This window comes from Herbiconiux sp. A18JL235 (genome assembly GCF_040939305.1).
In the GTDB taxonomy this organism is placed as follows: Bacteria; Actinomycetota; Actinomycetes; order Actinomycetales; family Microbacteriaceae; genus Herbiconiux.
In genome coordinates this window covers 2,457,935-2,471,182 of the sequence record NZ_CP162511.1, presented here as the reverse complement: position 1 = coordinate 2,471,182, position 13,248 = coordinate 2,457,935, and the positions used below count along the sequence as shown (strand labels likewise).

Here is a 13,248-nt window from a genome sequence, read left to right as displayed (position 1 = left end):
GCCGCTCACGAGGCGACCTCCGCCGAGCCGGAGCCGGTGCCCGTGCCGGAGCCGAAGCCGGTGCCCGAGCCGAGCCCAATGGCTGCCCAGAGCCCCTCGATCTCCTCGGCCGAGCGCACGTCGGCGCTGTTGAGGGCCATGTTCGCGAGCGCCGACTCGTGCAGCTCGGCGGTGTAGGCGGCCGTGGCGTCACGGGCGACGACGACGGGGTAGTCGTGCTGCGCCGCATCCGTCACCGTGGCGAGCACGCAGCACTCGGTGGTGAGACCGGTGACGGCGAGCCAGCCGGTGCCGAGCTCGTCGAGCACCGCCGCGAGACCGGTGCCGGCGAAGCCGCTGTAGAAGCGCTTGCGCACCCTCAGCTCGGTGGGCAGGGGTGCGAGTCCCCACCACTCGGCGCCCGCCGTGCCCTGCACGCAGGGGAAGTCGCCGGTGGGTGAGTCGGGCGACCCGGTGCGCAGCCACGCGCTGGCGCGCCACGGCCGCGACGGGTCGTAGGCGAGCTCCACCCACACCACGGGCACGTCGGCGGCGCGTGCCGCGTCCACCAGCGCTGCCGTGCGTGAGATGGCGTCGGCGACCGAGCGGAGGCCCGCCTCGTCGACTCCCCAGGAGGCGAGCAGCGCGGGGTCGGCGAAGTCCCGCTGCACGTCGATGACGAGCAGGGCGGGGGAGCCCGTGGCGGCGAGGGAGTCGGCGCGGAGGCCGGCGAGCTGGTCGCTCATGCCGCACCTCCCGCGCGGCCGTCGCGCCGCCGCAGCTCGGGCAGCACGCGCTCGCCGAAGACGGGCAGGTCGGCGAGGTAGTCGGGGAAGATGAGCATGAGCCCGTCGAGCTCGGCGGTGTCGACGACCGAGAGGATGTGCTCGGTCACCCGCTCGGGGCCGCCCGCGACGTAGACGGTCTGGAATGCTTGCTGGCCGTCGGCGCCCTCGGCCCAGGCGAGTGCCCGCTCCTCGGGCATGCCCCACGAGCGCCGCATGTTCGCCAGCGCCACCCGGTCGATGCCGCGGCCGTACTCCTCGGCGCGGCGCTCGGCCTCGGCGTCGTCGTCGCCCAGCACGACGGTGAGCATGGTGTAGGTCTTCACCGTGCGGCCGAGGGCCGCGGCGCGCTCGTGCACATCGCGCGAGGAGTCGCGCATCTCGTCGAGCGTGTCGGCTCCGAGGAAGGCCCCGTCGACGTGCTCGGCCTGGTAGGCGCGGCCGGCGGCGGAGGTGCCCGCGTTGATGACGGTGGGGCGGGGGCTCGGGTGGGGCCTCGACTGGCAGTCGTCGAGGGTGAAGAACTCGCCCGCGTGGGTGACCGAGTCCTCCGACCAGAGGCGGTCGACGAGGTGGGTCCACTCCGCGGTCATGCGGTAGCGCTCCTCGCGGCTGAGGGCGGTCCACAGGCCCATCTGCTCGAACTCGTCGGCGTAGGAGCCGTTCACGATGTTCATGCCGGCGCGCCCGCCGCTGATCTGCTGCAGCGTCGTGAACACCTTCGCCGCGAACGCCGGGTGCTGCATGTTCGCGTGCACGGTCGCCCAGATCTTCACCCGCTCGGTGGCCTCGGCGATGCCGGCCATCATCGTCATCGACTCGATGGTCTCGCCCCAGTGGTCGGTCGAGCCGCCGAAGCCGCGCCACTTCGACATCGCCATCACGAAGTCGAGACCGACCTCTTCGGCCAGCCGCGCGATGCGCTTGTTGTGGTCGTAGTCGGCGGGCGGGTACGGGGCCGTCGTGGAGACGAGCCAGCCGCCTGCGGCGTTCGGCAGGAAGACGCCGTACTCGCGGGGGAGGCCCGGGCTGGGCGCCGCGGCGCCCCGGGGTGTGACTGATGACATGCTTCTCCTCCGTTCGGGCGCCGGCGGATGCACGGCGCAGGGAGGCGGAGAGCGTGCGACGCGAACCGTGGTTGCGCTGCGGAGTCCGACCTGCCGAGAGTCTAGCGGGTCACTCGAGCGCCTTCACTCCGTCGGGCGCCGTGACCACGAAGAGCGCGACACCGAGGTCGCGGGCGGCGGCGGGCAGCCAGCCGCGCCGCGTCAGGAGGGACGCAACCGTCGGGCTCACGCACAGCACCGGGCGCGCCCCCGGCACGACGGTGGAGGCCACCCACACGAGCTTGAACAGGTCGGCGGCGATCTTGTTGCGGAGGGGTGAGCGCACCGCACCCTCGTTCAGCACGAACTGGGCGACCACCGTCGAGTCGTCGTCGAGACCCTCCACCTCGAGCGAGGTGCCGTCGGCGAGCACCAGCCGCCGTGGCCGGAGGGCGACGCCGAGCGCTCGCCCGAGGGCCTCGGAAGCGAGGGCCTCGGGGCTGTCGGGGCCGAAACGGTGGCTGCTGAGTGCGTGCATGGTCATCTCAGTGCATGATCATGCCACCGGTGACGTTCACCGCCTGACCGGTGAGGTACGAGCCGTCGGCCGAGGCGAGGAAGAGCGCGAGCCCCGCCACGTCGTCAGGGGTGCCGAGCCGGCCGAGCGGGGAGTAGCTCGACCACAGGTCGATCATCTCCTGGGTGCGGGTGGCGGCGCCCATCTCGGTGAGCACGTAGCCCGGACAGAGCGAGTTCGCACGGATGCCGTGCTCGCCGAGCTCCAGGGCCGTCACCCGGGTGAGCGCGATCACCGCGGCCTTCGACGACGCGTACGCGGCCTCGTTCTCTCCGCCGTACTTGCCGGCCATCGAGGCGAGGTTGACGATGGCGCCGCCTAGGCCCGCGTCGATCATGGAGCGGGCGGCGACCTGGGTGGTGAGCAGCATGGCGCGGGTGTTGACGGCGAAGGCGCGGTCCCAGGCCTCGACGGTGGTGTCGAGCACGGTGCCGAACTCGAGCACTCCGGCGTTGTTCACGAGCACGTCGACGCCGCCGAGCTCGCCGATCGCCGCGCTCATCGCCGCTCGGGTGCTCTCGGGCTCGGCGAGATCGACCTCGCCGAACCATGCGCCGATGGATGCGGCCTTGTCGAGGCCGGGCCCGCTCAACCGGTCGAGCACGGCCAGCTTCGCCCCCTCGGCGGCGAAGCGCTCGGCGATGCGCGCTCCGATGCCCCGGGCGCCTCCCGTCACGATCACCCGGGTGCCGGTGAACCGGCCTGCTGCCGACGTGCTCGTCGTAGTCTCGCTCATGCCTGAATCGCCCTTCTGTTCCAACCGCTGTCGCTTCTCGTGTAGTGCAGTCGCCGGTTCAATGCCTGGGGCACGCCCTCCCAGAAGGTCACCGCATCCGGCACGACCCTGAACCAGCCCCAGTAGTCGGGCCGGCGAACCGGCTCGCCGCTGTCGACCAGCGCTCGGTAGCGCTGCAGCTGCTCCGCTTCGTCGTCGAGCGGCAGCCCGTGGAATGACACCGCGCGCGCGACCTGCACGGCCCGGTCTTCCGCGGCGAAGCGCTCGTCGTTCTCGGCTGCCTCGGCTTCGACGACCGAGCCGGTCACGTTGACCGACCGCGCCGTCTCGCGCCAGTACATCGACACCGCGGCGCGGCCCGTCTCCCGCATCTCGACACCCTTGCGGCTGCCGAGGTTGGTCGTGAACAGCAGGGCGTCGGCTTCGACGGCGAGCAGCTGCACGGTGCGGCTGGAAGGGACCCCTGAGGCCGACGCGGTGGCCAGGGTGACGTAGTGCGGTTCGACGGCGTCGCGCCGCACCAGGTCGTCGAGCCACTCGGTGAGCAGGGCCAGCGGATGCCCGGGTGCGGTCTGCGCGTGCAGCCCCGCCGCGTCGGCGGGCGTCTCGGGAAAGGCGACGCGGGAGTCGAGTGCGGGTCGCGTCACGGTTCTCCTCCTTCTCGGCACGTGCTGTCGTCGACCAGGATCGCAGTCGCGGCGGGGCTTGATCGAACGGATGCGCAACCTTTTACACGCCCGAAATAAAACGATTTAGATTTCGACTCGCGAGCTTGTTAGTGTGCCGACCACGCGCTGGCTCATCGAGCACCATCGGGCACGCCGGTACCACTGACGTACACAGACATTGGCATTGACACCCTGCACCTCCCGACCGCCGGATCCCCTCCGGCGCATCCCGAAAGGCTCCGCATGTCATTCGCACCGCTGACGAAGAAACCCCTCACCGCCCTCGCCGCCACCGCCGCGGCCTCAGCCCTGCTGCTGGCCGGCTGCTCGAGCGACAGCTCCGCCTCCGAGGCCCCGACCGCCTCCTCGGGCGGCAGCGACCTCATCAGCGCCGAGCGCTGCGCCGAGAACAAGGCCGCCGGCCCCATCACCTTCCTCACCTCCTTCGCCTACGCGGCATCCGTCGGCATCCTCGACGTCGTGACCGCGAAGGAGAAGGGCATCTTCGACGAGCTCTGCCTCGACGTCACCATCGAGCCCGGCTCCACCAACGCGCAGCTGGTGAGCGCGGGCACCGCGCAGTTCGCCGGCCTCGGCAGCCCCTCCGACGTGCTCGTGGCCGTCGACAACGGCGCCGACATCTCGGGCATCGCCACCTACGGCAACACCGTGGCCATCACGCTGATGACCATGAAAGACGGCGGCCCCGCCTCGCTCGCCGACTTCTCCGGCCTCACCGCGGGCTACAAGGGCGCCATCCCGCCGCAGATCCAGGCGATGTTCCTCGAAGACGGCGTCGACCCGGCCTCCATCAACTGGGTGTCGGTCGGCTACGACCCCACCATCCTCCCGAACGGCCAGGTTCAGGCGCTCACCGGCTACAAGTCGAACGAGCCGCTCGCCCTCGAGTCGCAGGGCTACGACATCACCCAGTGGGACCCGGCGGAGTACGGCATCAAGTCGGCCTTCAACACCCAGATCGTGAACAACACCTTCAAGGAGGAGCACCCGACCGCGGTCGAGGACTTCCTGCGGGCGAGCTTCTCCGCCTACAACTGGATCAACGAGTCCGACACCAACCTCGACGAGGCGCTCGGCTACGCCGAGGCCCTCTCCGACGCCGGCTACGACCTCGTCTCGAGCAAGGCGCGCTGGAACACCGAGGTCGGGCTCGTCGAAGACAGCCAGCCCGAGGGCACCCCGCTCGGCAGCGAGTCGGTCGAGCAGTGGACCCCCGAGGCCGACATGCTCGTCCAGTTCGACCTCGTGGGGTCCGAGCCCGACATCGACTCGGCCATCGACACCAGCTTCGTCGACGCCATCTACGACGGCACCGAGCTCATCTGGCCCGCTCCGTGAGAGCCTGGGTGCAGACCGGCTTCGGCGGACCGGAGGTGCGGCGGCTGACCGAGGTCGCCGCACCCTCGCCGGCCTCCGACGAGGTCGTCGTGCGCGTTCTCGCCTTCGCGCTCAACCGGCTCGACGTGCTGCAGCGTCACGAACCCGTGGTGCCCGGCATGTCGGTGCCCCACGTGGCGGGCATGGACTTCGCCGGCCAGGTCGTCTCCTCGGGTGACCCGGGGCTCGACGGCCTGGTCGGCAGCGTGGTGCTCGTCGACCCGGTGGTGAGCTGCGGCGAGTGCGAGTACTGCCTCGCCGAGACACCCACCTACTGTTCGGCCTTCCAGACCATCGGCTCCACCCGCGACGGGGGCATGGCCGAGCTGGTGTCGGTGCCGGCGCGCAACTGCACCGTCGTCGACGTCGCCGCCCACGACTCGGCGCGGCTCGCCGAGCTCGCGGCGGTTCCGGTGGCCGGGGCCACCGCCTGGCGCGGGCTCCTCGGCGCCGGCAAGCTCGTGGCGGGGGAGACCGTGGTCATCCCCGGCGCGGGGTCGGGCCTCGGCGCCGCCGGCGTGCAGATCGCCCTGGCGCACGGCGCCACCGTCATCACCCTCGTCTCGGGCGAGCAGAAGAAGGAGCGCGCGCTCGCCTCCGGCGCCCACCACGTCATCGACCGCACCGCCCGGCCCGACTGGGTGGCCGAGGTCATGACCATCACCGGGGGCCGGGGCGCCGACCTGGTCTGGGACCACGTGGGCGGCCGCTTCCTCGGGCAGGCGCTCCGCGCCACGAGGCCGGGCGGGCGCGTCGTCCTCTCCGGCACCACCGACGGGCTCGACACCCAGCTGCACCTGCCCGATCTCTACCAGCCGGGCCGCAGCATCCTGGGCCATGGCAGCTACAGCCGCGCCGACATGGCAAGTGCCGTCGCCGCCTTCGCCGACGGCACCTTCGAGATCGTCATCGACAGCGTCTGGCCGTTCGAGCAGCTCGCCGAGGCCGAGGCGCGGCTGGAGTCGAACGACTTCTTCGGCAAGATCGTCGTGCTCGGGCCCTCGTTCAGCACCACCACCCTCGACCTCTCGGAGCACGCAGCATGACAGACACCGCGACGACCGGCGCCGCGACGACCGGCACCGGCACGATCGACATCAGCGGGGTGGGCCGCACCTACACCCGCGGGTCGAAGACCGTGCAGGCGCTCACGGGCGTCGACCTCTCCATCCGCCAGGGCGAGTTCATCACCCTGTTCGGCCCTTCCGGCTGCGGCAAGTCGACCCTGCTGCGGCTCATCGCCGGGCTCGACACGCAGACCACGGGCGAGATCAGCGTCTTCGGCTCCACCCCGAAGAAGGCCTCCCAGCGCAAGGACATCGCCTGGATCCCGCAGTCGTCGGCCCTGCTGCCCTGGCTCGACATCAAGGCCAACGCCTCGCTCTCCTCCGTCATCAACAAGCGCGCCGACCGCGGGGCCACCACCCGGCGCCCGGAGGACGCGGTAGGCATCCTCTCCGAGGTGGGCCTCGGCGACTTCCTCTCCTCCCGCCCCGACCAGCTCTCCGGCGGCATGCGGCAGCGCGCCTCGATCGCCCGCGGCTTCGCCCAGGGCGCGCCGCTCATGCTCATGGACGAGCCGTTCTCGGCACTCGACGAGCTCACCCGCGACACCCTGCGCATCCGTCTCCTCGAGCTCTGGGAGCACCACAAGAAGACCATCGTCTTCGTCACCCACTCGGCCATGGAGGCGGTGCTGCTCTCCGACCGCGTGGTGGTGATGAGCCCGCGGCCGGGCCGCATCCGCGAGGTCGTCGACATCGACCTGCCGCGGCCCCGCACCTGGGAGCTCACCGAGACGCCCGAGTTCACCGCGAAGGTCGCCCAGGTCAAACAGATCCTCTGGAGCGCCTGGGAGGGAGACGAATGACCGCCGCCATCGACCCCGTGATGAGGATGCGCCGCCGCCGCATGTCGGCACGCACCGGGGGCACTCTGCTCACCATCGGTGCCCCCGTGCTGCTGTTCGTGGTGCTCGCCCTGTGCTGGCAGTGGGCGGCGGCGACCTTCAAGAGCGTGCTCCCGCCCATCCAGGACATCGCCGACGACATCGTGAGCCGGCCCGACTTCTACCTCGAGAACCTCCTCGTCACCCTGCAGGCGGCGATGCTGGGCTTCGCCATCGGCGTCGCGGTGGCGCTGCTGCTCGCGGCCGCGATCGTGCACTTCCGCTTCCTGCGGGCGGCGATCATGCCGGTGGCGCTGCTGCTCAACGTCACGCCGATCGTCGCGATCGCGCCGGCGCTCGTGGTGGCGTTCGGGTTCAACGAGATCCCGCACATCATCGTCGCGGCGCTGTCGGCCTTCTTCCCCACGCTCATCAACTCGATCACGGGCCTCCGCTCGGTCGACCCGCAGGCGCTCGAGGTGTTCGACGCCATGTCGGCGTCGAAGCTCGAGATCTTCTTCCGGCTGCGGGTGCCGTCGAGCCTGCCGTACCTGTTCGCCGGGGCACGGCTGTCGGTGACCGCCGCCATGATCGGTGCCGTCGTGTCGGAGTTCACCGGGTCGAGCAAGGGCATCGGTGCGGTGATCGTGATGGCGACGACCTACCTCAACCTCTCGCAGATGTGGGCGGCGATCTTCTTCTCGGCGATCACCACGCTCATCCTCCTCGGCCTCGTGGGGCTCGTGGAGCGGCTGGTGGTGCGCTGGTAGCCGGGGGCCGGGTGGTTCGCGCTGGTAGGTTGGCGTCGTGAAGGCGATGTCGCAGGGCCGAGCACCCGTCACGCTCAAAGACGTCGCCGAGCACGCGGAGGTGAGCCTCGCCACCGCGAGCAACGCACTCACCGGTGCGCGCAAGGTCGGCGCCCGGTCGATCGAGAAGGTGCTGCGCTCGGCCGCCGAGCTCGGCTACCGGCCGAACGGCGCCGCCCGCTCGCTCCGCACGGGCTTGCACGGGGTGATCGGCCTCGTCATCCCCGACGTCACCAATCCGTTCTGGGCCGGGATGGTGGGCGCCGTCGAACGGCTGAGCGAGGAGACGGGGTTCCAGGTCTCGCTCGCCAACACCGACTTCGACGCCGCCCGGGAGAGCGCCGCGCTGTCGCGGCTGTCGAAGTCGGTCGACGGCATCCTGCTCGTCTCGACGCACCCCGACCCGGCGACCGTGCGTCCGCTGGTGGAGTCGGGCCTTCCCGTGGTCGCGCTCGACGAGGCGGTCGACGTGCCCGGCCTCGGCGGCGTCTACTCCGACAACGTGGGTGGTGCCCGCAGGGCCGCCGAGCACCTGGTCGACGCGGGCGGCACGGTGTTCGGGCTGCTCGAGGGCCCGCCGTCACTGTCGACCGCCACCGAGCGCGGCATCGGGTTCCTGGCCGGGCTCGCCGGGCGCGGGGTCGAGCCGTCGCGGGTGCACCGCCTCGTCGCCCCCTACTCCTTCGAGGGCGGGCGCGAGGGAGTGCGACGGATGCTCGCCAGGCACCCCGAGGTCGACGCGCTCTTCGCCTGCACCGACAACCAGGCGATCGGCGCGACGTTCGAGGCCCACGACCTCGGTCGCACGGTTCCTGGCGACCTGCTGGTGTGCGGCTTCGACGACATCAGCTGGTCGTCGCGCATCACGCCCACCCTCACCACGGTGAGGCAGGACGCCGTGGCGATGGCGGCGCGCGCATTCGAGATGCTCGCCGAGATGGTGACGCGGGGCGGAGAGGCGCGGGTCGAGATGCTGCCGGTCGAGCTCGTGGAACGGAACTCGACGCGTCGCGTTACAACTGTGTAAAACGATTTAGATTTGGCGGTCGTCCCGCCTTCCGCTCCGGCAGGCTGGAACCATGACGAGCCCTCTCTCCTTCGGCGTGTTCGAGATCCTCACCCCCTCGAACGGCGTGCCCACCTGGCGGCACCCGCACGGTCGGGGCGACCGCTACGGCGATCCCGCCTACTGGATGCAGCTGGCGAGGACCCTCGACGACGCGGGCTTCGACTTCATCCTGTTCGCCGACAGCTACGGCTACCCGCAGATCGACGGCGAGGTGCCCGAGGAGGTGCTCACCCACGGCATCCTGTTCCCCGGCTACGACCCGCTGCTGCTCGTCAGCGCCCTCGCCCAGGCGGCGCCCACCCTCGGGGTCGTGGTCACCTCCTCGACCTCGCTCGAGCAGCCGCTGCCGACGGCCCGCCGCTTCGCCACCCTCGACGCCTTCACGAACGGGCACATCGGCTGGAACGTGGTCACCGGCAGCACCGCGCAGGTGACCGAGGGGCTCTTCGGCATCACCCACTTCGACCACGACAAGCGCTACGACGTCGCCGACGAGTTCGTCGACCTCACCCGCTCCCTCCTCGAAGACGTCTGGGACGACGACGCCGTGGTGTTCGACCGCGAGAGCAACGTGCTCGTCGACCCCACGCGCATCCGGCCCCTGTCGTACACCGGGGAGCACTTCGCGAGCCACGGGCTGTTCAAGGTGCCGCCGGGGCCGCAGCGGGTTCCCGTGCTGTTCCAGGCGGGGATGTCGGGGCGCGGGCGCGACTTCGGGGCGCGGAACGCCGAGGCGATGTTCATCCAGGGGCAGACGGCGGAGCAGGCGGCGGCGGCCTCGGCCGACATCAGGGCGCGGGTGGTGGCGGCCGGCCGCGACGCGCACGACCTGCGCATCATCTCGGGCGTCACCGTCACCGTGGCGCCCACCCGTGAGGAAGCCCTCGCGAAGCGCGCCGAGCTCGAGGAGCAGTTCTCGATGGACGACGCTGCCGTGCTGTTCGCGGGCTTCACCGGCATCGACCTGCGCGCGCTCGACCGCTCGATGCGCATCGAGGAGATCGCCGACACCGACCAGGGCCACACCCCGCTCGACCGCTACCGATCGGTGCCGGGCATCGAGACGGTGCAAGACGTGCTCGACGCCTTTCGCGTGCAGGAGCGCGGCTTCGTCGTCACCGGCTCGCCGCGCGAAGTGGCGGAGGAGCTCATCGAGACCGCTCGCATCGCCGACCTCGACGGCTTCCTCCTCGAGCCCACCTTCGGCGACGCGGGCGCCTACGAGGAGTTCATCGAGCTCGTCGTCCCCGAGCTCCGCGCCCGGGGCGCGTGGAAGGAGCCCGACCGCTCGGCGACGCTCCGCGAACGCCTCGGCTTCCCCGGCCCCCACCCCTCGTTCCGCCCCTCCTCGAAGAACCGGGAGGCCTAGGCCCGCCCCCGGCCCCACCCCGCCCCCCGCCTCAGTTTTTCCGTACAAAGTCCGTGAAGTTCTCGTTCTTCACGCACTTCGTCCGTCATAACGTGAGGGCGGCGGCGAGGAGCTCACGGGTGAACGGATGCTGCGGCGACTCGAACACGGTCGTCGCGTCGCCCTGCTCCACGATCACCCCGTCCTTCATCACCGCGATCCGGTCGCTCATGTGGCGCACCACGCCGAGGTCGTGCGAGATGAAGAGGTAGGCGACGCCGCGCTCGCGCTGCAGCCGGTCGAGCAGGTCGAGGATCTGCGCCTGCACCGACACGTCGAGCGCCGAGACCGGTTCGTCGAGCACGAGCAGTCGCGGGCGAGGGGCGAGGGCGCGGGCGATCGAGACGCGCTGCCGCTGTCCGCCCGAGAGGTGCAGGGGGCGTGCCGCCGCGAGGTCGGGGGAGAGGCCGACCTCGGCGAGCATCCGCTCCACCTCGGTGCGGGTGTCGCCCGCGCGGCCGGCGCGGCGGTTCCCGGCGCGGGGGGCGGGCAGGGCGTCGGTGAGGATGCGCCCCACCGTCAGACGCGGATCGAACGACGACAGCGCATCCTGGTACACCGCCCCCATCGCGCTGCGGCGCGGGCGGCGGGCGCTCTCCCGGGCGGGAGCCCAGGGCTCCCCGTCGAGTGCGACGCCGCCGCCGTCAGGCTCGGTGAGCCCGAGCACGATGCGGGCGACCGTGGTCTTGCCCGACCCCGACTCGCCCACCAGACCCAGGGTGCTGCCGGCCTCCAGCGTGAACGACACGTCGTCGACGGCGCGGCGCTCGCCGAAGGTCTTCGACACGCCCGTCACCGCGAGCAGCGGCGCCGCTGTGGCGGGCGGCTCCGCCGCCGAGAGCAGCGCCGGCCCTGCCGTGGGTGCCGGCCCGGCCGTCGCTGCTGCTGGCACCCGCGCGTGCTCCGCTATGGGTGCCGGCTCTGCCGTCATGGCCGGCGGCTCCGCTGCCGCGGTGGGCGCCGCTGCGTGCGCAGCCGTGGGTGCTGGCGCGTGTGTCGCCGTGGGCCCGGTCGCGAGCGCCGGCCTCGTCGCCGTGGGCGCGGGCCGCCCGGCGACATCGAGGCGACCCGGGCTGAGCGTGACCCCGCGGGGCACCCCGGCCGGCACGGCGGCGAGCAACGCCTTGGTGTACTCGTGCCGGGGGTCGCCGAGCACCCGCGCCACCGGGCCCGACTCGACGACGCGGCCGGCGCGCATCACCACGACGTCGTCGGCGACGCGGGAGACCACGCCGAGGTCGTGGCTGATGAAGAGCAGGCCCGTGCCGCGGGCCCTGACGGTGTCGAACAGGGCGAGGATCTGCGCCTGCACCGTGCTGTCGAGCGCCGTCGTCGGCTCGTCGGCGATGAGCAGCGGCGGGTCGGCGGCGAGTGCCGAGGCGATGAGCGCCCGCTGCCGCAGGCCGCCGGAGAGCTCGCCCGAGCGCTGGCGCACCCGGCCGACCGGGTCGGGCATGCCGACCGCCTCGAGCAGCTCGAGCACCCGCTCCCCACGCTGCCTGGGGCTGAGCGAGGTGTGCAGGCGCAGGGCGTCGGCGATCTCGCGGCCGATGGGGCGCAGCGGGTCGAGCGACACCAGCGCGTCCTGCACCACGAGCCCCACCTCCGCACCCCGGATGCCTCGCCACGCCGCCGCACCCGGCCCCCGCGACCAGCCGTCCGCGCCGGCCCGGCCGAGCATCGAGCGGCCGCCGACCTCGAGCGCTTCGGCCGCGACCCGCGACCCCGGCCCCACGAGCCCCACGAGCGCTCGGGCCGTCACCGACTTCCCCGACCCCGACTCACCCACCAACGCGACCGCCCGCCCCGCCCGCACCTCGAACGACACGCCCTCCGCCACGACCCGGCTCCCGAACGCGATCCGCAGCCCCTCCACCCGCGCCAGCACGGCACCGTCGCCCGCGCCCACGCCCGCGCCCGCGCCCGCCGCGGCGCCGCTTTCGCCCGCGCCCGACACGCCGCTCATCACGCCCCGCCTCTCTGCAGCCCACGGCCGAGCACGGTGGTGGCAGCGGCGGCCACCACGATCGCGAGCCCCGGGAAGAACGTGATCCACCACGCCGTCGCCAGGTAGTTCTTTCCGGCGAACAGCATCGCCCCCCACTCCGCCGAGGGCGGCTCGGCACCGAGCCCGAGATAGCTGAGCGCCGACGCCCACACGATCGCCTGCCCCACCCCGAGCGTCACCAGCACGATCACCGGCAGCACGGCGTTCGGCAGGATGTGCCTTCCCAGGATGCGCCACCGCGACCACCCCAGCACCACCGCCGACTCCACGTACGGCGCCACCGCCACCGACCGCGTCTGCGCCCTGATGATGCGGGCGTACCCCGGGGCGGTCGCGAGCCCGACGGCGATCGTCGAGGTGACGACCCCGGGGCCGTAGACGGTGATGACGAGCAGCGCCAGCAGGAGTCCGGGGAAGGCGAACATCACCTCGAGCAGCCGGTTCACGCCGAAGTCGACGATGCGGCCACCGAGCGCGGCACCCAGCCCGAGCAGCAGTGCGAGCGCGATGCCGATCGCCGTCGCCGCCGCGCCGATGACGAGCGACGGCCCGGCCCCGTGCACCACCCTCGTGTAGATGTCGCGTCCCGACTCGTCGGTGCCGAACGGATGCCCCCATCGCGGCGACAGGAACGCCTCCACCGGCGAGATGGCCAGCGGGTCGCCCGGTGCCAGCAGCCAGGGCGCGACGGCGGCGACGAGAAGCAGCACGAGCACGCCGCAGGCCACCCACGAGGCCGGTCCGAGCATCCGTCGCCCGCGTGTGACCCCACGAGCGCTTGCGAACGACGGAGTCTCGCCCCCCATCGGCAGAACGACGGATGCGGGGCCCGCCTTCTCGACGACGTTCCGTCGTTCGGTGCCGGCTCCGGCCCCCG

At 72.1% G+C, this 13,248-nt stretch carries 13 protein-coding genes; 6 read left to right on the top strand and 7 right to left on the bottom strand.

Annotated features, from left to right (window positions below; genetic code table 11):
- Positions 1–5 precede the first annotated feature (5 nt).
- The 5 genes from ABFY20_RS11565 to ABFY20_RS11545 all read right to left on the bottom strand — a co-directional run bounded on the left by ABFY20_RS11565 (position 6) and on the right by ABFY20_RS11545 (position 3,770).
- Entirely contained in the window at positions 6–725 is a 720-nt protein-coding gene (locus ABFY20_RS11565; RefSeq protein ID WP_368496397.1) for a cysteine hydrolase family protein, read from the bottom strand.
- Positions 722–1,831: an LLM class flavin-dependent oxidoreductase gene (locus tag ABFY20_RS11560; RefSeq protein ID WP_368496396.1), complete on the bottom strand. Its 1,110-nt coding sequence runs from the start codon at positions 1,829–1,831 to the stop codon at positions 722–724. The genes ABFY20_RS11565 and ABFY20_RS11560 overlap by 4 nt, the downstream gene beginning before the upstream one ends.
- A 109-nt stretch (positions 1,832–1,940) precedes the next feature.
- Positions 1,941–2,354 (bottom strand): hypothetical protein, encoded by a 414-nt coding sequence (locus ABFY20_RS11555; RefSeq protein WP_368496395.1) that lies wholly within the window; start codon positions 2,352–2,354, stop codon positions 1,941–1,943.
- Position 2,355: 1 nt separating this feature from the next.
- Positions 2,356–3,123 carry an SDR family NAD(P)-dependent oxidoreductase gene (locus ABFY20_RS11550; RefSeq protein WP_368496394.1) on the bottom strand — a complete coding sequence of 256 codons (768 nt, stop codon included), beginning with the start codon at positions 3,121–3,123 and terminating at the stop codon, positions 2,356–2,358.
- Positions 3,120–3,770: a pyridoxal 5'-phosphate synthase gene (locus ABFY20_RS11545; protein WP_368496393.1), complete on the bottom strand. Its 651-nt coding sequence runs from the start codon at positions 3,768–3,770 to the stop codon at positions 3,120–3,122. The genes ABFY20_RS11550 and ABFY20_RS11545 overlap by 4 nt, the downstream gene beginning before the upstream one ends.
- 264 nt (positions 3,771–4,034) lie before the next feature.
- Between ABFY20_RS11545 and ABFY20_RS11540 the strand changes: the two genes are divergently transcribed.
- From ABFY20_RS11540 to ABFY20_RS11515, 6 genes are read left to right on the top strand one after another with little or no spacing between them, the layout of a single operon-like run.
- Complete coding sequence (locus ABFY20_RS11540) at positions 4,035–5,150, top strand: ABC transporter substrate-binding protein (RefSeq protein WP_368496392.1); 1,116 nt, start codon at positions 4,035–4,037, stop codon at positions 5,148–5,150.
- Entirely contained in the window at positions 5,147–6,235 is a 1,089-nt protein-coding gene (locus tag ABFY20_RS11535) for a zinc-binding dehydrogenase (protein ID WP_368496391.1), read from the top strand. The genes ABFY20_RS11540 and ABFY20_RS11535 overlap by 4 nt, the downstream gene beginning before the upstream one ends.
- Positions 6,232–7,059: an ABC transporter ATP-binding protein gene (locus ABFY20_RS11530; protein WP_368496390.1), complete on the top strand. Its 828-nt coding sequence runs from the start codon at positions 6,232–6,234 to the stop codon at positions 7,057–7,059. Before ABFY20_RS11535 ends, ABFY20_RS11530 begins: the two co-directional genes overlap by 4 nt.
- A complete protein-coding gene (locus ABFY20_RS11525; RefSeq protein ID WP_368496389.1) occupies positions 7,056–7,847 on the top strand; it encodes an ABC transporter permease in 792 nt (263 codons plus the stop codon). Before ABFY20_RS11530 ends, ABFY20_RS11525 begins: the two co-directional genes overlap by 4 nt.
- 46 nt (positions 7,848–7,893) lie before the next feature.
- A complete protein-coding gene (locus tag ABFY20_RS11520; RefSeq protein ID WP_368499773.1) occupies positions 7,894–8,913 on the top strand; it encodes a LacI family DNA-binding transcriptional regulator in 1,020 nt (339 codons plus the stop codon).
- Positions 8,914–8,965: 52 nt separating this feature from the next.
- Complete coding sequence (locus tag ABFY20_RS11515; RefSeq protein WP_368496388.1) at positions 8,966–10,324, top strand: NtaA/DmoA family FMN-dependent monooxygenase; 1,359 nt, start codon at positions 8,966–8,968, stop codon at positions 10,322–10,324.
- 85 nt (positions 10,325–10,409) lie between these two features.
- Here the strand turns inward: ABFY20_RS11515 and ABFY20_RS11510 are convergent, their stop codons facing one another.
- Positions 10,410–12,329 (bottom strand): dipeptide ABC transporter ATP-binding protein, encoded by a 1,920-nt coding sequence (locus tag ABFY20_RS11510; RefSeq protein ID WP_368496387.1) that lies wholly within the window; start codon positions 12,327–12,329, stop codon positions 10,410–10,412.
- Entirely contained in the window at positions 12,329–13,120 is a 792-nt protein-coding gene (locus ABFY20_RS11505) for an ABC transporter permease (protein WP_368499772.1), read from the bottom strand. Before ABFY20_RS11505 ends, ABFY20_RS11510 begins: the two co-directional genes overlap by 1 nt.
- Positions 13,121–13,248 lie beyond the last annotated feature (128 nt).